Source organism: Ulvibacter sp. 2305UL32-6 (genome assembly GCF_058148545.1).
This window is the reverse complement of record NZ_JBYVKA010000001.1, coordinates 1,071,848-1,095,899: the sequence shown is the minus strand read 5'-3', so window position 1 is coordinate 1,095,899 and position 24,052 is coordinate 1,071,848. Positions and strand designations below refer to the sequence as shown.

Annotated in this window: 13 protein-coding genes; 10 read left to right on the top strand and 3 right to left on the bottom strand. The window is 39.1% G+C overall.

Going from position 1 to position 24,052, the window contains the following annotated elements; genetic code table 11:
* Positions 1–142: 142 nt before the first annotated feature.
* Positions 143–3,058 (top strand): GEVED domain-containing protein, encoded by a 2,916-nt coding sequence (locus ACY2RU_RS05230; protein WP_490137351.1) that lies wholly within the window; start codon positions 143–145, stop codon positions 3,056–3,058.
* A 62-nt stretch (positions 3,059–3,120) separates the two neighbouring features.
* On the opposite strand, the gene ACY2RU_RS05225 is transcribed toward ACY2RU_RS05230, so the two are convergent.
* Positions 3,121–6,534 carry a DUF8818 domain-containing protein gene (locus tag ACY2RU_RS05225; protein ID WP_490137350.1) on the bottom strand — a complete coding sequence of 1,138 codons (3,414 nt, stop codon included), beginning with the start codon at positions 6,532–6,534 and terminating at the stop codon, positions 3,121–3,123.
* Between the two features lie 157 nt (positions 6,535–6,691).
* On the opposite strand from ACY2RU_RS05225, the gene ACY2RU_RS05220 reads away from it, so the two are divergent.
* The 4 genes from ACY2RU_RS05220 (at position 6,692) to ACY2RU_RS05205 (ending at position 12,738) form a co-directional block, all read left to right on the top strand.
* Positions 6,692–7,456, top strand: a complete 765-nt coding sequence (locus tag ACY2RU_RS05220) for an exodeoxyribonuclease III (RefSeq protein WP_490137349.1) — start codon at positions 6,692–6,694, stop codon at positions 7,454–7,456.
* Positions 7,457–7,465: 9 nt separating this feature from the next.
* The gene (locus ACY2RU_RS05215) at positions 7,466–8,419 is read left to right on the top strand and encodes an OmpA/MotB family protein (protein WP_490137348.1); all 954 of its coding nucleotides are present in this window, start codon (positions 7,466–7,468) and stop codon (positions 8,417–8,419) included.
* Positions 8,420–8,559: 140 nt separating this feature from the next.
* Positions 8,560–12,117, top strand: a complete 3,558-nt coding sequence (locus tag ACY2RU_RS05210; protein WP_490137347.1) for a T9SS type A sorting domain-containing protein — start codon at positions 8,560–8,562, stop codon at positions 12,115–12,117.
* Between the two features lie 72 nt (positions 12,118–12,189).
* Positions 12,190–12,738 carry a hypothetical protein gene (locus ACY2RU_RS05205; protein ID WP_490137346.1) on the top strand — a complete coding sequence of 183 codons (549 nt, stop codon included), beginning with the start codon at positions 12,190–12,192 and terminating at the stop codon, positions 12,736–12,738.
* A gap of 17 nt (positions 12,739–12,755) precedes the next feature.
* Here the strand turns inward: ACY2RU_RS05205 and ACY2RU_RS05200 are convergent, their stop codons facing one another.
* Both ACY2RU_RS05200 and ACY2RU_RS05195 read right to left on the bottom strand, forming a co-directional pair.
* Positions 12,756–13,496 carry a tetratricopeptide repeat protein gene (locus ACY2RU_RS05200; RefSeq protein ID WP_490137345.1) on the bottom strand — a complete coding sequence of 247 codons (741 nt, stop codon included), beginning with the start codon at positions 13,494–13,496 and terminating at the stop codon, positions 12,756–12,758.
* Positions 13,496–14,083 (bottom strand): RNA polymerase sigma factor, encoded by a 588-nt coding sequence (locus ACY2RU_RS05195; protein ID WP_490137344.1) that lies wholly within the window; start codon positions 14,081–14,083, stop codon positions 13,496–13,498. Before ACY2RU_RS05195 ends, ACY2RU_RS05200 begins: the two co-directional genes overlap by 1 nt.
* Before the next feature lie 134 nt (positions 14,084–14,217).
* Between ACY2RU_RS05195 and ACY2RU_RS05190 the strand changes: the two genes are divergently transcribed.
* The 5 genes from ACY2RU_RS05190 (at position 14,218) to ACY2RU_RS05170 (ending at position 24,031) form a co-directional block, all read left to right on the top strand.
* Positions 14,218–15,960 carry a T9SS type A sorting domain-containing protein gene (locus ACY2RU_RS05190; RefSeq protein ID WP_490137343.1) on the top strand — a complete coding sequence of 581 codons (1,743 nt, stop codon included), beginning with the start codon at positions 14,218–14,220 and terminating at the stop codon, positions 15,958–15,960.
* A gap of 280 nt (positions 15,961–16,240) precedes the next feature.
* Positions 16,241–18,145 carry a T9SS type A sorting domain-containing protein gene (locus ACY2RU_RS05185; protein ID WP_490137342.1) on the top strand — a complete coding sequence of 635 codons (1,905 nt, stop codon included), beginning with the start codon at positions 16,241–16,243 and terminating at the stop codon, positions 18,143–18,145.
* A 288-nt stretch (positions 18,146–18,433) separates the two neighbouring features.
* Complete coding sequence (locus ACY2RU_RS05180; RefSeq protein WP_490137341.1) at positions 18,434–19,432, top strand: hypothetical protein; 999 nt, start codon at positions 18,434–18,436, stop codon at positions 19,430–19,432.
* 1 nt (position 19,433) lies between these two features.
* Positions 19,434–21,452 (top strand): DUF7849 domain-containing protein, encoded by a 2,019-nt coding sequence (locus ACY2RU_RS05175; RefSeq protein WP_490137340.1) that lies wholly within the window; start codon positions 19,434–19,436, stop codon positions 21,450–21,452.
* Positions 21,440–24,031, top strand: coding sequence for a CHAT domain-containing protein (locus tag ACY2RU_RS05170; protein WP_490137339.1), 2,592 nt, complete (start codon positions 21,440–21,442; stop codon positions 24,029–24,031). The genes ACY2RU_RS05175 and ACY2RU_RS05170 overlap by 13 nt, the downstream gene beginning before the upstream one ends.
* Positions 24,032–24,052 lie beyond the last annotated feature (21 nt).

Here is a 24,052-nt window from a genome sequence, read left to right as displayed (position 1 = left end):
AGTAAACTACAAGAGTTTTAAAATGTTAACTCGCTAATTATTATTGCTTTAGCTATAAAAATTTTAAAATATCCAATTAGGCTTTTAAATGTGAAGGTTGTATTTTAGAGCTCTTATTTTTTCAAACCTTTAAACTATATTTATGAAATTAAAAATTTCTTTACTTATGTTGTTGTTTGCGGTAAGTTTTACTGCGATCTCTCAACAAAATGACGGTGCCGGCGCTAGTTATGTTGGAACCATTGGATCTATGCAATATGTACCCTCTATTGCATCAAGATCGGAACTGCTTCCAGCTCAGACGGGGCTAAAAGAAGCCAAAGACGGACGCTCTTCAGGTAATAAAGTTATTATCGGAAAAGACAAGCAAACAGAAGATGATTATTTCTTCAGAAATCAAGATCCGCTAACACAAAAGATCCCTGGAAAAGCACCAATTTTAGTATTTGATGCTGCTCAATCTAATTCTCAGCCTACAGATCCATCTTTAGCAGTTGGACCAAATCACGTAGTAGTGGTATTTAATACAGGTTTTATCATTTATGATAAAGCTGGGAATGATCTTACAGGTCAGCTATCTCCAAATCCAACTATTTTTCCAAGTGGCGGATGTTGTGATCTAACTGTATCTTATGATAAGGCTGCAGATAGATGGGTTATGACCTTCTTAGGAAGTGGCGCTCAGATCGCGGTTTCAGATGGGCCAGATCCTATCAACGATGGATGGTACAACTATACCATTTCACAAATAAACGATTATCAAAAACTTTCTGTTTGGAGTGATGGTTATTATATGACTGATAACACAGGTTCTGCCAACCGAGTGTGGGCATTAGAAAGAGACGAAATGCTTGCAGGTAATGCAGGTGCTGGAATTCAAGGATTTGATCTTCCCGGAATTGTAACTAGTGGTTTTTATAGCCCACAAGCGCTTAATGTAACCGATGATAACATGCCAGCTCCTGGTGGTCTTCCGGTAATCTACCTTCAAGATGATGCTTGGGGTGGTGTAGGTGCAGATCACGTTAAAGTATGGACTATTGATGTTGACTGGGCAACTCCAGGGAACTCAACAGTTTCTGCTCCAAACGAATTAAATACAACACCATTTATCTCTGTGTTTGATGGAGGTAGTTTTTCTAACCTTACACAACCAGGTGGAGGAACACCAATTGATGCGCTTCAGGCGACCATCATGAATCAAGCTCAGTTCCGCAAATTTGCAGGTCATAACTCTGCTGTTTTTAACTTTGTGGTAGATACTGATGCTACTTCTGGTGAGCGTGCAGGTGTTCGTTGGTTCGAATTAAGACAAGCAGGTGATGGTCAGCCTTGGGGTATTTTCCAAGAAGGAACATATACATCTCCTAACAATAAGCACGCATGGCATGCGAGTATGATGATGGATGTTCAAGGAAATATTGGTATGGGATACTCTGGTATGACAGTTGATCCTAATGATCCAAATCCTGTACAAGTTAGTTCATTCTATACTGGACGTTTCGCTGCAGATCCATTAAACACAATGACTATTACAGAAGAATTGATCGCAGCTGGAAATGCAAATATTCCAGGATTGCGTTATGGAGATTACAGTAAAATTGATATTGATCCTGTAGATGATAAAACATTTTGGTTTATCAACGAATATATGAACAGCGGTCGTAAAGATGTTGTTGGTGTATTTAAAATTGCTCCTAATTTCAATAATGATCTAGGTGTTGTTAACTTGGTAACGCCAGTTACTGGAACATTGACAAACGCTGAAACAGTAACTGTTGATATCTTCAACTTCGGTCAATTACCTGCAACAGGATTTAATGTTACGTATCAAGTTGATGGTGGAATGGTTGTTTCTGAACCGTATGTAGGTAGTATTCCTTCTGCGACTTCAGCACAATTTACTTTTGCAACAACGGCTGATCTTTCTACTGTTGGTCAAACATATTCAATTACAACAGGAACTGTTTATGGTACTGATGAAGATACATCAAATGATGATATTACAGTTGAGGTAACACACTTACAGCCAAACGATCTTGGAGTTATTAGTATTTCTTCACCAGTTTCAGGTGAGAACTTATCAAATGCTGAAACGGTAACTGTTGAGATCAACAACTTTGGAGGTGCTACCCAAACTAATTTTGACGTAAGCTACGATCTTAACGGTACCGTGGTTACAGAAGTAGTTCCTGGTCCTTTGGCCGGAGATACTTCAATGGTTTATGACTTTACTCAAACAGCAGATCTTTCAGCTTTTGGTGTTTATGATCTTAGTGCTACTACTTCATTAACTGGAGATAGTGACACGGCTAATGATGAAACGGCTGTTCAAGTTGTGAATTCAAACTGTTTGCCATCTTCTGATTGTTCTTTTGGTGACGGTTTCCAATTGTTTAGTGTGACTGATATAAACAATCCATCAGCTTGTGAAGGTTATGGTGATTTTACAAGTCTTGTTGCAGGTTTTGAACCAGGTACTACGTACGATCTTACAGTAACAACAGGTTACGGTGATCAATTTGTAGTAGTTTGGATCGATTTTAACGACGATTTCATTTTTACAACAGACGAAATTGTAGTTGATAACTACGAGATCGCAGACGGACAAGCAGGTGGAACATACACTGAAACGATGGATCTAGTAATTCCTGCCGGTGCTACCTTAGGGCAACACATCATGAGAGCTAAAACAAACTGGGATGCTGAAGTGCCTACCGATGCTTGTGAAACAACCGATTTTGGTGAAACTGAAGACTACTCTGCTTTAATAGGAGTTTTGGGTGTTAATGAGTCAACTTTCTCAGGAGCAGATTTCAAAGTAATTGAAACTTCTACCGATATGTTTGAGATCACTTTAAGCAATGTTGCTTATGACGATAAACTAGAACTTAATGTTTATAATACTTTAGGACAACGTTTAACTAACTATCGTTTAGAAAAGGAAAACAATCAGTATAGCTACACATTAGATATGTCGTATGCTGCTTCTGGTGTTTACTTGATCAAACTAGGAACAAAAACCGATGGCGTTGTAAAACGTATTATCGTGAAGTAGTTTTTCTTCGGAAGAATTTAAAAACAAAGGCCGTCTTGCATCGCAAGGCGGCTTTTTTATTTTTAAAAGAATGCACGTAGTTGAATATTTCCTGTGTGAATCGCGTTCGAATTTTCACTCTTTCTTCCGAAGTACGAAAGATTAGCATCCAAATACTTCGTTATTTTCTTCTGAAGTAAAACGTTCCAAGTAAAATTGGTCCCTGGCTGTAAACCTTCTAGCATCTGATAAGCAACCGGCGAAAAAGCACTTCCGTCGAAAGCATTTTGAATATAATTAATGGTTCCGCTCATCGAGATCTTTTCAGCATTGTTGTAAGCGAAAGAGAAGCCTGTTTTCTGCTGTTTAAGCGTTTCCATGGCTCCTAATACATTCGTTTTATTTAAGAAGCCATAAAACAGATCAAAACGTGTTTGCCGATTCAATAAATACGAAACCTTCGGATCTATATCGTAAGTGTCTAACTCAAAATTCCGGCTCTCAAAATTTTCAGAAATACTCGCTGTTTCTCCTAAAGAACCTTTCAATGTTACCAGCCAGCTTTCCCAAAATTTATGATTAAAATTAAACTGATGACTATTCAAGGTTGAAGTTTGAAGTCCTAAAGAGATCAAATTACTACTTGAGGTCTCCAAATACGTATAGCTTGTTGTGAAATATTGTTTTCCACGGTTAAAGAAAAGTGCGTTTCTAAAATTCTTTGTAAGACCCAATTCGTCTTCACCACCATCTTCAAAAGGGTTTAAAAGCAATTCGTCCTTGGCGCGGCGTACTTTGCGATTGATCTGAAAAGACGTTTGATTGTAAAAATGTGATAAGGTTTTTAAAAAACCTTCCTTATTGTTCCATGACTGCGGATTCAAAGTCACGATCTGACTCAATTTATTCTCTCGAACTTTTAAAAAGATCTGATTGGGCAATAAGACACGTACATACTCGGCTTCATCCTGATATTGGGCGATTTCAAATTCTTCCAATTCTTGAATTCCATTGTTATTATAATCGATCCACGTATACACTCCTTGACCGGGCTCCACCTTTAAATATGTAAATTCCTGCTGAGCGATCACACCGTTATTCGATTCTAAAGCGGTATTCCATTGAATTCCACCTTTTAGAAAACGTTGATTGTAGAGCAAGCGTGCATTTAATGATTGATCGTCTTCTTCACTTCCGAAGTCATCCTTCAACACTCTATAATTCGCAAAAATAGAGAGTTGAGACGCCGTTGTTTGAATCGGTCTTGATTTGAGATAAAATGTACTCGCATGATTTACTCGCTGTACTTTATTATTGCGCAAACTATCATTAGTTCGATATTGATAACCTCCAGCAACAAAGACCTTGGTGCTATCGCCAAGTCCAACAAACGCTTCGTAGGCCGCGTAGCGTTGGCTTACGGGTGACAAACTATCGCGCATTTCGTTTTTTACTGAATTGTCTTCGGAAGAGATCTTGCCGCCCACCCATGCCTTGTTAAACGAATAGGTCGTAACATTGTGAACTCTAAAAAAGTTTGAATTGATACTATCACCTTCGCTTTCTAAATAACTTCCATTGGTTCGTGACCGAAGATTTTTATAACGCAATCCCGAGGTAAATACATGTCGCAAGCCATCAAAATTTTCAGAAAAGTTTAATTGCTGAACTTCGTAACGTCCGCCACCGTATTTGGGATGACTAGCCTCCAAACCACCTGTGATCAAACGTTGATCACCCGTAGCATTTTGAAGGTTCCAGTCACGGTTAAATTCGATATTATAGATGCGCTGTACATTTCTAAAATCTGTATTCACATAATCTAAGGTTCCAAAACCAACAAGGTTTAAGGTGTCTTCGGAAGTGAGCAACGCCTGTCTTATATCTAACCTTCCCGCAAAACCGTCATTATCATCATCGGCGAGATCCGAAAATAAGTTAAGATCATTGTTACTGGCAGCTAACTCAAAACCTATTCGGGTCTTTTCCGAAGGGCGATAATTACCATGAACTCCACCCAACTGCAATTTGGTTGGAGCTGTTAACTGAATGATCGGTTCATAATCTCCTTGCGGCACGCCGTTTATTGGTGGCACAAACTCAAAAATTCGATTAATGGCGCTACTTTCACTCAGTATATAATTACCAGCGTTTACGCCTACTTGGGTAAAACGGACATTAAATAGTTCTTCCGTAGGGTCAATAGAGAACTCAAAGATCTCAATCCCGTTTAGCGTTACTTTTCGGTAAAGAATTTTGTTTTCTGAAAAGGTATCTGATACAGCCGAAGGTGCCGTCATTGCCATCATATCATCACCCGCAGCTTGTAAAACATCAACCTGTTCTTCAGATAAGTTTTGTTGTAATGGCTGATTTTTAGCATCATTTTCAGAATACAAATAGGTGCCAATAGAAAGTGTTTCACTCTCGTAACTTCCACCGCCATAGCCAATAAAACGTGTATAATTACGGTCTGTAAACTGATAATCTACCACAATTCGCATATTGGCCGTAATAGGATATGTAGGATTAAATTTGATCTCTCCACTGTTATAATCAATCACATAATCTGCATTTTCGCCGCGCTCTAATAGGAGTCCGTTGACATACACCAATTCACTCCCAGAAACCACCAAAATGTATAGCTCGCCATTCGGACCGATAAGTTTATAGGGTCCTTGATTTCCTTCTTGGGCGGTAAACTGACTGCTAGTAAAGACACCTCGAACTAAGGCACCTGCTGCAAAAGCTGAAGTTTTACTTCCATCCTGATGATCAAGGGTTCCCCCGAGTGAGATTCCTTGTACTTTTTTAGTGAATTGCCCAAAGTAGCTCGTGTTGTTTTGCAGATCAATATCTCCGGCCCTAATTTTCCAAGAGTCGCTAAACAATTCAATAAATATTTGATCAAACTCGTTTAAATTTTGTGAATAACCTCCTTCTTGAGTAGGAACATTAGCATCCTGTAGCGAAGCGCGAATGGATACTTTATCACTTAATTTCCCTGTTATTTGGAGATCGAGTTCCGAATTAACAACCGCGTTTTGATTGTTTCCAACCGTTATACTTCGGGAGATATTTCCAACGGTATTTAAACCGTCAAAGGGTGTAAACTGGTTTTTAGCGGTGTTTTCTTCCAACTTATACAAACGATCCTGAATATCGGTATTGTTTACAATGACCTTGGGGTCAAAGGTAAAATAGTCGCGCGTCAGGAAATCAGGATAGCGCAAATAATGAATAGAGAGCGTGTCTTGAAATGCTTTAATTTCTTCAGAAAAAACCACATAACCCCTTTGATAATCTACCTCATAAGAAGTTTTAGGTAATTTCTCTCCTTTATTGTAGATGTCAAATTTGGCGGGATTGATGCTCACGCTGTCTAAAACAACAGTATCGCGGGCTACTACCTTTTTTATGCGATAATTTGAAGTAATATCCTGTGCATAGCCATAAGACAGTATGCAAAACAAAGAAAGAAATAGATATAACTTCATCAACTATACAACTTGGTGAGCGGCTTTTTATTTTGTTGATTCTTTTTTGAAAATCTTTTAAAGAACACCCGTGGTAAAAATACAATCTTATTTATTTTCGCATAAGTGCGTTTAAGCACGCAATAGATTGCAAGATAAACCTTAAAACACCTTTGATTTGAAGATAATCTCTTATAATGTAAATGGCATCCGTGCCGCCATGCGAAAAGGCTTTTTAGACTGGCTTCAAGCTGCAGATCCTGATGTGGTTTGTATTCAGGAGACAAAGGCAAATATGGATCAAGTGGAAGTAGCCGAAATTGAAGGAGCAGGTTATCCGTTTCATTATTGGTTTAGCGCTCAAAAGAAGGGTTATAGCGGCGTGGCAATTTTTTGTAAAACCGAACCCAAACATATAGCATACGGTACTGGTATTGAGTCCATGGATTTTGAAGGAAGAAATATTCGGGTTGATTTTGATGAACTGTCTGTGATGAGCTTGTATTTACCAAGTGGAACAAATATGGCTCGTTTGGAGCATAAGTTGGATTATATGGCGCAATTTCAAGATTATATAAACACACTTAAAAAAGAGATCCCAAATCTTGTGATCTGCGGTGATTACAATATTTGTCACCAAGCAATAGACATTCACGACCCGGTGCGCAATAAAAATGTTTCAGGGTTTTTACCCGTTGAACGTGAGTGGATCGGGAACTTTATCGATAGCGGATTTATAGATAGTTTCCGTCATTTTAATAAAGAACCACATCAATATACGTGGTGGAGTTATCGCGCTAACTCGCGTGCAAACAATAAAGGATGGCGTATAGATTATAATATGGTTGCAAATCCATTACAAGAAAATCTAAAACGCGCCGTTATATTACCCGAAGCTCACCATAGCGACCATTGCCCTCATCTAGTAGAATTCAAATTTTAAACTTGACCTATGTTTTATAAAATTTTCCTCGGAATTGCACTTGCATTCCTTAGTACCTCTTGCGTTTCATCGAAGATCTATGACGATCTAAAAAATAAATATGACGTGCTCAAAGCCGAAAACGAATCGTTAATGGCGCAATTAGACGGTTCTGAAGGAAACGGAGAAGTGTATAGTGTTGCGAATCTTCGGAAGGAGATCGAGAAGTTACAGGCTGAAAAAAGTAGACTCGCTATGGACTTATCAGCATGTGAAAGCAGCCAAAAACGACTACAAGAATCGTATGACGCATTAGAAGCGAATAGCTCTTCATCACTCACAGAAAATTTAGAACGCAATCGGGCGCTACTTACCCAATTGGAAGAAAAGGAACGTGCCCTTGCTGCCGAAGAATCGCGTTTAAAGCAAGTTCAAAAGGAACTGTCAGCGCGTTCTCAACGCGTGGAAGAACTAGAAGGGATCATCGCGGCAAAAGATGCAAAGATGCGTGCTTTAAAGGATGCCATTTCTGCGGCGCTCACTAATTTTGAGGGCAACGGACTCACAGTAGAGCAGCGTGATGGGAAGGTGTATGTTTCTATGGAAAACAAGCTGTTGTTTGAAAGTGGAAGCTGGGCAGTGAATACTCGAGGTAAGGAAGCTGTTGTCGCTTTAGGACGTGTGCTAGCTGAAAATAAGGAGATCGCTGTACTTATTGAAGGTCATACAGATAATGTGCCTTACGGTGGAAGTGGAAATATTGAAAATAACTGGGATCTGTCTACAAAACGAGCTACAGCTATTGTAAATATCCTTACCCAAAATGGCAATATTCCGAAAGATAATTTAACCGCTGCAGGACGTGGCGAGTTTTCGCCAATTGCACCAAATTCAACTTCCGAAGGGAAAGCAAAAAACAGACGTATTGAGGTCGTTCTTACGCCTAAATTGGATGAGATTAATAAATTGCTAGAGCAATTATAAGATTATTCTGAAGTCATTTTTTGTTTGAAAAATTAGGTTATAGTTAGTTAGACAATAATCATTACCCACTTTTTATTTATATTGCAATAAGTCAATTTCAGTGGCTATCCCCTGATCACAGCCTCCAAATAAATGTACTTATGATAAATCGCTTACTTTTTTTATTACTTCTTTCTTACGCGTCAAGCTCTTATTCTCAAATTAGCTTTGATCCGAATGTGGTCATGGAGAATGATATTACTGCCGAAAACGTAACGTCTATTTTTGATGCAGACCTTGATGGTGATGGGGATGTAGATTTACTATTTACCGATTCTTATACCATTACTTGGTTCGAAAATGTAGATGGACAAAATGGTACTATCGAAAAACATGTGGTAGTAGACTTATCGGTTCGATATATTTCTGCTTCAGATATTGACAACGACGGCGATATGGATATAGTCGCTGAAAGTTCCAGTAAAGTATTCTGGCTTGAAAATATAGATGGTTTAGGAACTTTTAGTCAGCCCATACAGATTTTACAGACTAGTAATGCACCCATTTACACAACATTTACGGTAGATTTTGATTCAGATGGAGACTTAGATATTTTGTACTCTTATCAGGCAACTGCCTTTACTTCTAGAATATCCTGGCTTGAAAATACAGATGGTCAAGGGACTTTTGTGGACGGTATCTTAGTTGAATTTGCAGACTCTCGTTATATCCATGCTGCAAATTTAGACAATGACAACGATATAGACATCCTCTCATTTAATATCGACAATGGTGAGGTTGAATGGTTCGAAAATGTTGGAACCTCAAATTATGTAGCACATAGCATAATAGACGCTCAAGATAATGGATTAGGAACCATTCGTGTTAACGATATAGATAATGATAATGATCTCGATCTTTTAATTACAGATTCAGACCCTTTTGCTGGTGCCATTGAAAGTATTATGATCTTAAAAAATGATGGCGCAGGAAATTTTGCTCTGTTTCAGGAATTTATAACTGATGTAGTTGGTTTATCATTCATGGAACTATATGATATTGACACAGATGGCGATGACGATGTAGTGTATTCTTCCTTTGAGAGTAATTCGGTAGGGCTGGCTCTAAACGACGGACTAGGAAATTTTGGGGGCTTAACCATTGTCAATGATAATGCTGTGGGAGCAGTGGCTGCGAGATGCTATGATTATGATAGTGATGGCGATCTTGATATCATTTCGGCGTCTAGAATAGACGACAAAATTGCTTGGTATATTAATGATGGTACTACTACCTTTTCCGAAGAAATTATTTTAACTGCAAGCATAAATTTACCATTGAAGGCAATTTCTGCGGATATGGACAATGATGGAGATCTTGATATTGTTTCGATATCGCAATATGATAATAAAGTAGCCTGGTATAAAAATATTAATGGGCAGGGAAATTTTGGGAGCCAGCAAATTGTTGGGGTTGATATTACTACTCCTAAAGCGCTTGAAGTAGTAGATATAGATGGTGATGGTGACCTAGACATTCTCACAGGAGATCACAATAGTAATTCGGCGGATCGACTATTATGGTTTGAGAATATGGATGGCTTAGGAAACTTCGGAAATGCTCAGGTCATCTATGAGAATGACTCAGGTCCAGAATCAATAGTGGGTGAGGACCTTGATGGCGATGGAGATATTGATCTGGTTTTTACTAAATACTTCGGATCTGATTTATTTTTTATGTTAAATACTGATGGACAAGGAAACTTTGGTTCAATTCAAACCATTAGTACGTCCCAAGGTTCTGCATCACCCACGGTGTTTACAGGAGACCTGAATGGTGATGGAAACATAGATATTTTATACTATAATTCTGGTCCGCTATCGTGGTTTGAAAATGATGGTAATGCTAACTTTTCTTCGGAAGAATTAATTTTTAATATTTCAGAAGAAGGTTATGGAGCAACGGTTGCCGACTTAGATGGCGATAATGACAATGATGTTATCTATGCGCACAGAACCAATACATTTAATAACACAGATCTCGCTTGGTTCGAAAATGTGGACGGTCAAGGTACTTTTGGTCCAAAGTTGTTGATATCAAATGATATCCAGTTACTACATGACGTGGAAGCGGTTGATATAGACAGTGATGGCGATTTGGATATTGTTTCAGGTTCCGCAGAAAAACTTGCATGGTATGAGAACACAGACGGCTTAGGCGTTTTTAGCTTTCAGCAAATTATCGTGGAGAACTTGAATATATCAAATACCGCAATTATGGGCGATATAAACGGTGACGGAAGTCCAGATGTTATTACCACTAGAGCGGCAGACTATGGAGCTACTTCTAGTAGTGATGATAAAATTGAGTGGTATGAAAATTCTGGACTCGGGTCTAATGAAATTAATGGTTATGTGCGATTAGATGCTGCATTAGACGATTGTGCAACCTCCAATACGCCCGTTCCGGGTTTAATGGTTGTTGCTGAAGACGGTTCTGAAATTTTAGCAACGTTCACTTTAAGTAACGGCTTTTATCAACTCTTCCCGAGTCTCGGAGATTATTCAACTAGTGTTTTATCTACGCTACCAAGTTACTATTCATCTAATCCGCTTTCGCACGATTTCAATTTTACAACCACAGGAGATACCTACGAGGCAGATTTTTGTGTTACTGCCTTAAATCCTGCCGAAGGCCTCAACGTAAGCATCATTCCAATCTCTGACGCAAGACCTGGTTTTGATGCATCATATCAAATCATCTATGGAAATAATGGAACAGCACCAATAGATGGATCTGTTGAATATGTATTTGATGATGCTAAAATGGATTTTCTTAGTTCGAGTGAACCTACAAGTTCTCAAACTGCGAACAGTATAACGTTCGATTTCTTAACATTAGAACCTTTTCAAACGAGAACCATCGATGTTGAAATGAACATTTTGCCGCCACCAACTGTGAATATCGATGATATATTAGTTCATGTGTTGACCTTAACTCCAACCATGGGAGAGGTTATTTCGTTTGGTTATAACCAAACAGTAGTAGGATCTTTTGACCCCAATGACATGACGGTTTTGGAGGGAGAATCGATATTAATTGAAGATATAAACGAATATCTGCACTACCTAATTCGCTTTCAAAATACTGGAACAGCAAGCGCCATTAACGTAAATATAGAAAATGTACTAGACGGTAAATTAGATTGGACTACTCTGCAACTAGAAAGTTATAGTCATCCAAACCGAGTTACTATTGAAAACGGAACAGACATCAATTTTATTTTTGACAACATTAATCTACCAAGTAGTTCTATGAATGAGCCAGAATCTCACGGTCATGTTGCCTATAGAATTAAACCAAAAGCAGATGTTGTGATAGGGGATGTCTTTTTTAATGATGCCGCTATTTACTTCGACTTTAACGCACCGATAATCACAAATACAGTGGCTACAGAAGTTGTTGATGAGGTTTTTGGTGTAGAAGAATTCTCAAAAATCAAATTTCAAGTGTATCCAAATCCTACCAGCGAATTGTTTACCATAGTGCCAGGGTCGCGGGTAGCACAGGTAGCATTGTATAATACCTTAGGGCAGGAAGTATTTTCAGAGGTGGGTACTAACGAAATCAACATTTCAAATCTAGAAGTAGGCTTATATTTTCTGAAAATACAAGACGATTTGGGAAGAGAAAACATAACAAAAATTATCAAAAGATAGCAGATTCATCAAAGGTTTAGCGAATCTTTTGCAATTGAACGCAAGATCATTTCCGGAAAAAAAGAAATGTCTATGGATAAAACCCTAGAAGTCAAAGAATTCATTGATCAACATCTAATCTTTGTGCTACCAGCCATAATTCTGATCCTTGTTATTCTTAAAAAGCTTTTTAAAGATCGCTATGAAGTTTCAAAAACGCTCAATCTCATTCGTTGGATCATCGTTGGATTTGCGATCATTGGTATTGTTACCACTACAATCGGACTAATAATAGAGCCTGACAAATATGCTATTACCTCTCGCGCAACAGGGCCGTATAAATATGCATATTGGTTGATGTTCTTTGGGGCTACAATTGTTCCTCTCACGCTTTTAAGTAAAAAATTAAGTTCAAAATGGTTATACTTACTATTTGTGTCCGTCGCAATAAAAATTGGTGCCTACATGGAAATGTTTGTGGTTATAGTGACCAGCTTTTACAGAGATTACTCGCGTACAGGTCAGAGTTGGAACTTATTTCCTTTAGAAACCTTTTTGGTGTATATCATACAAAGCGTAATTCTCAGCGTTGCCTTATTAACAATCGCAACTGGCTATTCAAAGAGTTTTCGAAAGCATTAAGGAGACAAAGCAAACAACTATAGATCCTTCAGCAGTCGCTTTGCCTTCTCATATTCCGACGCATTTTCAGGGATCTCGTGTAATAACTGCTTGCTTTGTAATATGTCATCTTGCTTCCAATAACTAATAGCGCCGTAGTAAAGCGCTTTGTTTTTGTACGCTGAATTACCCTTCGCTAATGTTAAAAACAGTGTGTTTGCTTCGTTAAAATCTTCAACAGCATCGTGTGCAATTGCCTTATAGAATTGTACTTCAGCGTTGTTTGGATCTTGAAGTAGTAGTTGTTCAAATTGCGGGATCGCTTTTGCATATTCTTGGGTGTTAAAAAGCAATTCGGCTTCTTTTGCTGTTGCATCAGAATCTCCACGTACTCCCAGCGAGATACGTTCCTCAAATTGATAATCGGTATAATCTAAGCTGCTGTTTTGATTAAAGAACACAACGCCAAGCGCAAGTACAACACTTGCGGCAACAGCTAATTGCCAGGGTTTGAATTGGATCAGTTTGCCCCCTTTTTTAGTGCTACTTTCTTCCAAATTATAGGCATCAGTGATGTTTTTAAGGTTCGAGGCGAATGCTTTCTTTTCTTCGGAAAATTCATTCGCTAAAAATGAACGCATTTCTTTATAGGTCGCAAAATCGTTGGCAAATTCGCTGTCTTGACTCAGTCGTGTTTCAAAAGCTGTGGTAACCGCGTCTGAAAGTTCGTTTTCCAGATACTGATCAAAGAGGAGAGATGTTTCTTCATTTAGGGCCATTAGTAATCTTCTTTTAGTTGCTTAAATTCGGTAGATTCTTGAACCCATTTTGTGAGTTGACCAATACATAACGACTTCTTTTTACGCGCATAAGCGTATGAAATGTCTAATTGCGTTGCCACTTCTTCCATCGAAAAACGTGAGAATGACAACTGTAATATCTTTTTACAGGTATCACCCAACTTTTGAAAAACGGTTTTATACAATTCCATTTTTGTATCAAAGGTTTCGGTTTCGGTGACGTGATCGGCTACCGTTTCAGAAATAAATCCACCAAGTGGCTCATTTGTTACCCTTTGCTTGCTATTCTTTTTCAAAACATTGAGCCATTTTCGTTTGCAAAGCAAGAAGAAATAGGCATCAAATGGGCAGGTAAGCTGTAAGTTCTTGGTTTTGGCCTGATCGTATACTATAATGAGTACTTCCTGAATGAGATCTTTGGCTGCAGCTTCGTCTCCACTGTTTTTTTTGATATACCCAATAACCTTAGGAGCGTATTTGCTATAGATCTCAGAGATGATCAGACTATCATTTTTGAGTAGCCCGTCAATATATTTTTGATCGGTGTGAACGGTTGTTTGCCCCATAGTGGTTGTAAAGAGAGACCAAAGTAAAAAAAAAATGTCACAAGGGGTAACAATCTCGAAGGTATGGGATATAAGTTCAAACAAAGGCAAACATTGAAAAGCCAAAAACTAGTTAGAACTCTAAATTATATATTATGAAAACAACATTACTTTTATCTGTATTCGCTTTATTACTGAACGTATCTGTTTACGCCCAATTCCAAAAGAATGTAGGCGCAGCGGGCGAAAATTATCACGATCTTAACCAAGAGCCCATGAATGACGGCTCCAACGACATTATGGTAGCAGCCAATCTTTTTGATGCCAGCATGACCAACCAGACGTTTACATTAAAGCGAATTGATCAAACAGGGACGGTTTTGTGGGCGCAAAAATATGACAACCCCTCCTTTCCAAACGCTCGTGTTTTTGACATCGTTCCTTATTTAGATATGATCGTCGCCACAGGATCAATTGATGTGGGCGGAACCAAACGAACTTTTATTGCACGTATTCTAGCCACCACAGGTTCTGTGATCAACGTCAAATATTATGACATAGTTTCACCCAACTTCAATTCACGTGGCTTGCAAATTGAATATACAGATAGCGACGCTAACGGCGATGCTACACCCGACCCAGGCTTTATTGTTGGAGGCTTTTTTAGCTCGTGCTATAATCTAGATACAAACTGTTCACTCAATATTGGGTTTGTTTTACGAGTGAACAATAATTTGGATCTTATTTGGGCTTCAGAATTAGATACTTCAGTGCCTGCAACGGCCGATTATGATTTTATCAACGGAATTACTGAAACAAATGACGGTTTTTTCCTTACCGGAAGCGCAACCGGTCTAAACGCTGCCAATAATACACAGCAAGGTGTATTAGCGCATAAAATTGACTTTACGGGAAGCCCGGTTTGGGATCGCAGTTATATCTTCGGAAATTCTCGTGACGTAAGTGTTGATGCCTATTTTGACGTAACTTCTCAAAAGATCTATATGCTGGCAAATTACTCTGTGTCACATTATTTTGGAGTAACTGTACTAGATAATACCACAGGAACTATCGATATGACAAGCTCTTGGTATGCTACTTCAGGTGATGTAGATCGCTATGGTTTTACGTTGATGGAATCGGCTACCAGCTCAAATAATCTAGTTGTAACAGGTTATGATCGTCAGGAAAACTTCGTTGATGCTGCAGGGGTAGCACAGACCGGGGAAAGCAACATTTTTGTCTATGAATTTGAAAAATCTAGTGGTAACGCCGTGGGTGTAAACTATCAGTTTTTACTGCCACATACAGAGCCAGTAGGTGATGAGTTTAACTTTTGGAACGGACAAATGCCATTGATCTACTATCCAGACATAAGCTTTTTATATAGTGAAATTCCAGGCGCAGTAGGGAACTACTACCATGTAGGATATCGTACGCAAGCTGCTGGAAGCTTTACGGAAGCCGAACTTTTTAAAACAGGAACCGATAAGCGAAATATTTGTGACAATCTTGTATTGAATATCACCCCAAGTAGTATCAATATTTTTCCGATCCAGGTGATGTCTGGTTCAACACCTGCTTCGGAAACGCCCATGAGCTTTACTGTAAATGGATTTAATTATACAGAAAATTCATGTTCAGATATCTTAGGAACAAAGGATTTTGAAAAGGAAACGGGCTTTATCTATCCGAATCCTGTGCAAAATGAGCTTCAAACTACAGTGAAAAATGCGCAAGAGTATCAGGTCTTGGATGCAACAGGACGTGTGGTTCGTAACGGAAACTTTGCCCAAGAATCGGTTGTGAATACAAGCGAATTACCAAACGGACTCTATTTTATAACCATATCAAACGAATTAAGACAAGTTCAAACCTTTAAATTTTTGAAGAAGTAAGCCCCCCGCTCATAGGGTTTACTACCTAGCCGGAGATCCCATACTACTTTTTTGTAGTGTGGGATTTCTTCTTTCTGAAGTACTTCGGAAATCGCACGGAATGGGCGGTAAATGCGCACACGAGAATCGCCATCGCTAGCCGCTGAACCACCAAAATACCATGGATGTTTAAAATTTCCGAAGAAAAAATAAATACAAGGGGTAACAATTTAAAAAGTAAGGGATATAGGGTTGAAATGCTAGCAAATAACAATCAGTATAAATTTTAAATCTAATAATTATGAAAACAAAAAATTATCTTTTCGCTTTGGTGTGGCTTTTAAGTCTGGGCACCATTTTTTCGCAGAATGAGATCTGTACCACCTTTGAAAGTGGAACACAAGAAGGCTGGGTGCAGCTTTTATCAACAACCAGTATTGCAGCACCCGCGCTTGATGGAACTAACTACCTTCGGGTACGAGACAATTCGGGTGCTTCATGGGCCCATAATAACACGAGTTATCCAAATGATTGGGTAGCGTATGAAGGCAGCTGCCTTTGTTTTGACTACAAGGTGTTTAACGACGCTGCGGCAGGTTCGCCAACACTATATCCTAAAGTGACACTCTATCAAGGCGCCAATCCAAATGCAGGTGGCTTGCGTGCAACCTTTGTAGGAACCACACCTATCACCGAAAACAGTGAGTGGGTTCATGTTTGTGCTCCTATCGCATTAGCAACTGGAGGTACTTTCCCGAGTAATGCTGAAGGTGCTTGGACCATGGGTGGTGGTGCTACGCCAGCCGATTTTAACACCTTACTTGCCAATGTGAGTGGAATTGCTTTTTGGGTAGATGTTGCCGGTTCTGGAGCTCAAAATGAGATCATCGGGGTTGATAATATCTGTATTCAACAATGTGATAATGACGAACCACCAAGTAATGAAGGAGCGTATTGCTGTGATGATGAAAACTTGGTAAAGAATGGTAATTTTGAAGCAGGAAATACTGGTTTTACGAGTAGCTATACTCAAAATGCTGCTACTTTTCCTGGTGAGTATGATGTGACCAATAGTGCTGCTGCTTTTGGAGCAACAGTGACCGATCATTCCTTTTGCGCAGACCCAGTGACCTATGCCTCAAATGATCTGTTTATGACTGTTAACGGAAGAACACAACAAATGAGTACTGCAGTTGTTTGGGAACAGACCATCGGCGGACTGGAAGAAGGTGAAAGCTACCGTTTTTGTGCAAATTTCAAGAATATGCCACAATGTACGTTCGATATTTTACCACAAATATTTTTAAATGCTGGAATGACTTCTTCGGGTGCCCAAACTATCAATACAGTGGCGTCAGATCCTTGCGACTGGCAAACGGTTGATATTATATTTACGGCAACTGGTTCTACTCAAAACGTGCGTATCTTATTAGATGAAGGCGGAAATGGCGATGGAAATGACGTTGCTATTGATGATATCTATATAGGTAAATTGGCAGATCCAAATTTGGAGATCACGGTACAACACGATCCTACAACAGATCAAATCACAGGTTCATTGAATACCATTGCAACGGGTGATGACACCCTTCACGGTAACTGTGAAGAATACTACTGGTATGTAGCTGAAAGCTCAGGGTTTCCAGTAAGTATCATTTGGAGTACTTTTTCTTATGGAAATGGTAGCGGAAGCTTACTTCCACCATTTGCAAGCGTACCAGGGCCTAATTGGGATCTTACCACAACCTTTCCGGGTTATACTTTTGATAGTAACAAACTATATGTAATTGGTATGTATGCACCACAATGTGGATGCTATGACGAAGGATTTACATATCAGCTTACTTTCAACCAAGAATCTAGTGGGATGAGTGAAGAAACCAAAGCCGATATTATTGATGCTATCATGAATGGACTCGACAGACCTACCACAGGAGTTGGGATTAGTAGAAATGCTGAGACTGGTAGCTCGCTACAACTGTTTCCAAATCCATCAGAAGATATTGTTACGCTTCAACTATTAGATGATACTATTACTAATGTGACGGTATCTAGTTTAAACGGACAGCAAGCAATGGCAAAACGTGGGGATGGAAAAGAAGGTGCTATGACCTTAGACGTATCTGGATTGCCTTCGGGAATCTATATGGTTCAGGTGACTGGAGCTAATGGAAATCCGTATATAACCAAACTTGTTAAAAAGTAGCATACTTTTTAACGCTATGGGAAACCCTTCAAACTTGTTTTGAAGGGTTTTTTGTTTTTCCGAAGAAAACAAGGGGTAACAAAAGCAAAATTTGATTGATATAGGGTTGTAAGGTTCTTAAGAGTGTTCTTGAGAATTTGAGTAACATACTTTTTGCCTCAATGTTAAACACATGCTTTTGTGTTGGTTTGTTTGTTGATGAAGCGCGCTGGGATCATTTTGTGCCTAGCGCGTTTCTGAAACAACCGGTATCAGATTTTTACCTAACTTTAATCCAAACTAACTATCATGCGATTTTTATCTTTTTATATAGGAATACTCTTTCTATCAGTTGCGCTTAGTGCATGCTCCAATGATGAGGAGGCTAATTGTGACGACGGACCAATTGTGCTGCCTAATGCCATTGATCCTATTGACGGAGCCGAATATCGACAAAGCCTAATGGATTGTAGATTGCCACGTGTGCAAACCTTTTTGGCATCCAACATAGAAGGAGCACAGATCATGGCTGCTCAAGGAACTATTCTCTTTGTAAATCCCCAAACCTTTATCGATGTCAACGGAGAATTTATAGACGGTGATGTCACTATTTCATTGATCGAAATGTATGAGCCTGGTGAGATCATTGCTTGTCAGTTGTCAACCAACGGAATAACCACAACCAATCTCATTGAGCCTATTTTTAGTGAAAGTATGTTCTATATTGATATTACGTACCAAGATCGACCCGTTACTTTTTTACAGCCTATTCGCGTTTTCGCACCTTCAGATAATCTGGGGATCCAGCAATTTCTATTTAGTTCTCCAAGCTGTCCCGAACTGGAATGTACTGTGCTCTGGGAATTTGATCCTGAAGGACAAGTTTTTGAAGAGCCAATTGTAGATCCTGTAGGAAACAAGATCTTTGGATATAGCGTTTTTATTAGCGATGTAGGTTGGAAAGACATTGGCCGCTACAATACAGATGCAAATACACGAACAACAGTCTACAATAAGGCGCCCAACGGATATAATAAGAGTAACGCCAACGTTTTTATTCACTATAATACACCAAGTACCGCAATCGGACTTTTTGAACGTTATGACACCGATTTTGATGTCTTTACTGAAAGTTTCGGTCAGTTGCCCGTTGATACGGCTGCCGATGTTGTTTTTGTGACAGTTCAAAACAACCAATATGTCTTTGGGACCAATCGTGTTACCATCACTCCAGATCTGGTCACCGCTACTTTAGAGCCTTCTGAAGCAAACGAAAACAACTTTATTAATGCAATAAACAATTTGTAATATGAAAAACACATTACGCCTATTGTTTGTTTCCATCTTGCTCTGTTTTTCTTCTGAAGGAATTGCACAGCAAATAGTTAATGACACTATTACCCGAAGCGCTCCTATTTCGTTCGATATTCAGGGAAATACGGTTCAATATAACGCAACCATGCCTCCACTGAATCAAGTTGCGGGAGCTCCCAAAGCCTATTATACCTATTATTGGGAGACAGGTGACGGCGATTATAGTTTTAAAGAAAAACCAAAGCACACCTACAAAAAACCAGGAAAATATACTGCCCGTTTATGGAGCACAAATAACTATGATAATGGAAAACCCCCGCAAAGTAGACCCACAGATGTCTCTGTAACATTTGATCCCGAGGAAGCTACAGATTTAGCAGATACTGAAGGTGCGTCGCCATTTATAGGAGAAGACGATCTGTTGGTAAAGACAAATCGTGAGGCATTGCCAGATCAAGATCTCGTTTTGATCACAAGCTATAAAAACACAAAACCCTATGTAACAAATGGGAAGCTCTTTTTATATTACAATGATGTACAATTTAAGGATGACAATTTTGTACTCGAAGATACGCGCCTGCATCATGGTGAGCGCATTGAAGATGATCTGGTTTTCGCTGCTGCGGAAACAGAACAGCGCTATGAAAAAACCGACTATAACCCTGCTACATGGCTCGCTTCCGAAGGAAATGAACTCGTTTTTCAACGTATTGCACAACAAGACACAACCAAACGAACCACCCTACCCGTTACTTTGGAAGAATCTAAAACCTTGTATCGTAACCGGCAGGTGATCACCTTTGAAAACATGCAGCCGGGTGAAGAACGCAATATCTTTCGAACGTTAAAAACAACGCCAGAAATGCTTAAAGATACGAGCGCAATCGTCACCCTACGTAGCATTTATGTGCCCGATGTAAATGAAGGAACGCATACCGTAAAAGATACCGAATTAGAGATCGTTACCTCTCACGACCCAAATAAAATGTCGACCAGCGGAACAGTTCTTAATTATCGCTTTGCCCGCTTAAAACGCATCAAATTTAAAGTGCGTTTTCAAAATGATGGGGAAGGTCCGGCAAATACCATTCGTCTGGAAGTTGATACCCCCGAAATGTTCGATAAAAGTACACTGGAAGTTCGCGATATGTATCCCGAATGTCGTATTTGTCCGAAAGACAGAGAAGTCAATTATTCCTGTCTTGATACCCTTTTCCAAAAGGATAAAATTGTCTTTACCTTTAAACGCATCTATTTACCAGGTACTGCTCAGGAAGGTGTGACACAAAAGGATTCAACCAAAGGATTTGTACGTTACAGCATGAAATTCGGCGATAATTTTCACAAACAGAAAACCCGCAGTCGCACCGCTATTTATTTCGATAAAAACGAGCCTATTATCACCAATTATAGTGTGACGCGTTTTCTTCCAGGAATTTCCATCGGTGCAAAAGCAGGCTATATTTTAAATCCAGGTTTAGATAATAGTAAAGAGTACTTTGCTGGAGTTACCTTATCACCTTTTAAAAGTTATCGTGGTTATTTGCAAGCCGAATTGTTCCTTTCGGCCAACTCGTTTGACGATCTAAAGAATTTTGAAGCTATTAATGTAAACGAACTGGGCATTAAAGAAATAAGGCGTTTTGCCGAAGCCAATGAGGAAAAAGGCATCACAACCTATCTTGTGCCTGCGTCCTATCGCTATAACATCAATAATTTTCTTGCCGTTGGTGCTGGGGTTCAGTTAAAACTAGACCTCAGTAATTCATGCGTTACGGAAACCACGGGTGAGTATTCCATTGAAATACCAGGGGAGGGCGAAATACGCGATGAAACCTTAGATACCTTTCAGCGAAGCGAATGTAGCAGCAGTTTTACCAACTTTCAAAGCGGTGTTTTTATAGGAGCCAATGTGGGAGGAGCACGTATAGGGCCTAGCTTGGGCGCACGTTATGTGTTTAATTTTAACGAACCTACTTCACAGATTCAAGTATACGGTATTTGGAAATTCTAAAAATCATAAAGGCAACTTGTTTGATCTGTTTGCTGATGTTTTCTTCGGAAATTTTAGCACAAGAAAAGACGCTAGATCAAGCCTATGATCGCTTAGATTCTTTTAATGTAAAGCCCACCGAAACTTCTATCGTAGACTTTAAAAATGAGCTTTCGGACTGGCAACCGGCTTCTTCAGAACTACAACTTGCAAAGGTTATTTCGCTGTGTAATTTAGGGTTTGCTCAAAACCAATTCGGGCAAGTTTCCGAAGCTATTCAAAGTTACGAAACTGCTAAATTAATTTTTGAAACGCAACAACTGTCACGTTATGACATGGTCAATTCATGTTACATTCCCTTAGGTAATTTATATACGCAAACCAATGCATGGAGTGAAGCAGAGAACCAGATCAAAGCCTATATCTTGGAGGCCGAAAATAAGGGTGATACATCAACCGTTGTAACAGGTTTATTGAATCTGGCAGTAGTTTTTGAAAGTGCAGGGAATCCAACACAGGCAATTGTCATATTAAACCGAGCACTCGAGTTCACGCCAAATGACAACCGACTCTTAATACGATTGGCGACCAATCAGATCACAACTGGCAAACTTGATTTAGCGACCGAAATAACAGGAGATCTACTAAAAAATAACTCTGAAAAAGCTGAGGTACATGAATTACATGCCAAATTACTCATAAGGGAAGGCAATCATAAGGAAGCGTTGGATGCATATAAAAAGGCACTAGAAATTTTACAGAAAAGTAAGGATACGTCGCCAAGAAGACTTGGCAAGGCTCATATGGCGGTTGCAGAAACTGAGCTGACCTTACAGCATCTTCAATCTACTAAAAAACATCTTCAATCGGTTTATAAAATTCTTATTGATGATTATTCGGAAGCAGTGGAAATCCCTTCGGAAGCTCAATTGTATGCAGAAAACACGCTTATTGATGCCTTAGATCTGCAAGCGAAAGTCTTTACTTCCGAAGAAAAACCAAAGAAGGCTTATAAATGCTACCAAAGAGCTTTTTTCGTAACCAAAATTTTAAGCGAGATTAATAGTTTACAGAGCACAAAATTGATTGAGCAAAGTGCAAACAAACGCAGGGGTGAATATGCTTTAAACCTATTGTTTGATCTATATCAGAAAACGAATGATACTATTTGGATAACAGAATCATTACAGCTTGATCAACTTGTAAAAGCACCAGTTCTACTGCAAGCTCAACGTTTACAGCAACAACTTTTTAAGCATCCCGAAAGTGAGCTCACTAAAAAAATTCAGGCTTCCCAATGGCAACTTGCAGCACTTCAGGACCAGCTTGACCAAGTGGAAAAAGGAAAAATTACCCACCCAGATACTGTGGCTTCCATTCAAAATCAATTTAATATTCTTCGTTTGAGGCAATTGGAGCTTTTAAATGATTTTTCAGAAAACTTTTCCAGAATTGAACCAGATCATTCGATCTCATTGAGTGCGCTCCAAAAAAAAGCAGCTCATCACAAAAACACATTGGTCAGTTATTTTATAGGGAACTATGCTATTTATCAGTGGGTCATTTCCGAAGAGACAGTACAGTTCAAGAAAATTAGCAAGACAATTGAAGAGCGGGATGCTTTTCTCGATATCGTTCGGAAGTTTAATGGATTTTTTCAGAAAGCAGCCAATATTGTAAACAATCCAATACAATTTGCTGAGGTTTCAAATAGCCTTTATAACCAATTGGAACTACCCAAAGCGAAGCGTATGGTTGTAATTCCAGACGGAATTCTGGCGTTCGTTCCCTTTAGCAGCCTACTCGTAAAGTCATCGCAAGAAAGTAGTTTCGGTTCATGGCCTTATCTTCTTTTTGAAAGTGATGTGTCATATCAAGTTTCTTTAGATGGATTTTTAATGTCAGAAAAGAAACTAACTAAAAAACCTAAAGTGCTCGGAATTTTTCCTGTGTTTAAAGGGACAGCTCGTGAGTTAACCTATTCTAGTTATGAGGCCGAAGCGCTTTCAGAAAAAATGAACACAACGCTTTTAATGAATGAGCAAGCAACGGCACAAGCTTTTTTAAAGCAGTCAACAAATGCAGATATCATACATATTTCTACACATGCCATTGGTGGTACCTTTACCCGTAGTGCCAAAATAGAATTTTACGATCGAGATCTAACCGACACCGAACTTTATGGTTATCCATTTCAAAAAGATCTCGTTGTTTTAAGTGCTTGTGAAACGGGTGTAGGGATGGTTTTTAAGGGCGAAGGCCCCCAAAGTATAGCACGAGCTTTTCAATATGCGGGAACCCAAAATGTTTTGTTTTCACTGTGGAAAGTAAATGATCTTAGCACCGCACAATTAATGGGGAGATTTTATTCAGAAGTAGGTAAGTCGCAATCTTATCAGAATGCTTTGCATAAGGCACAGATAGCATTTTTAGAAGATGAGACCATAGATGATCTACGCAAATCGCCTTATTATTGGGCGGGTTTTGTTTACTACGGAAGCACCTCAACTCAAAGTACTTCAAGCCCTTGGTACTTGTGGCTTCTATTACCTTTAGGTTTATTATTGAGTGGCGTATACCTTCGGAAAAACAGAAAATGAGGGTAGTAAAGGATGCTGAAA

Excerpts from the sequence above, each read along its gene's own strand:
- ACY2RU_RS05180 (WP_490137341.1), top strand. The coding sequence starts at position 18,434 with ATGCGATTTTTATCTTTTTATATAGGAATACTCTTTCTATCAGTTGCG.
- ACY2RU_RS05200 (WP_490137345.1), bottom strand. The coding sequence starts at position 13,496 with ATGGCCCTAAATGAAGAAACATCTCTCCTCTTTGATCAGTATCTGGAA.
- ACY2RU_RS05230 (WP_490137351.1), top strand. The coding sequence starts at position 143 with ATGAAATTAAAAATTTCTTTACTTATGTTGTTGTTTGCGGTAAGTTTT.
- ACY2RU_RS05225 (WP_490137350.1), bottom strand. The coding sequence starts at position 6,534 with ATGAAGTTATATCTATTTCTTTCTTTGTTTTGCATACTGTCTTATGGC.
- ACY2RU_RS05185 (WP_490137342.1), top strand. The coding sequence starts at position 16,241 with ATGAAAACAAAAAATTATCTTTTCGCTTTGGTGTGGCTTTTAAGTCTG.
- ACY2RU_RS05205 (WP_490137346.1), top strand. The coding sequence starts at position 12,190 with ATGGATAAAACCCTAGAAGTCAAAGAATTCATTGATCAACATCTAATC.
- ACY2RU_RS05175 (WP_490137340.1), top strand. The coding sequence starts at position 19,434 with ATGAAAAACACATTACGCCTATTGTTTGTTTCCATCTTGCTCTGTTTT.
- ACY2RU_RS05195 (WP_490137344.1), bottom strand. The coding sequence starts at position 14,083 with ATGGGGCAAACAACCGTTCACACCGATCAAAAATATATTGACGGGCTA.
- ACY2RU_RS05210 (WP_490137347.1), top strand. The coding sequence starts at position 8,560 with ATGATAAATCGCTTACTTTTTTTATTACTTCTTTCTTACGCGTCAAGC.
- ACY2RU_RS05190 (WP_490137343.1), top strand. The coding sequence starts at position 14,218 with ATGAAAACAACATTACTTTTATCTGTATTCGCTTTATTACTGAACGTA.
- ACY2RU_RS05215 (WP_490137348.1), top strand. The coding sequence starts at position 7,466 with ATGTTTTATAAAATTTTCCTCGGAATTGCACTTGCATTCCTTAGTACC.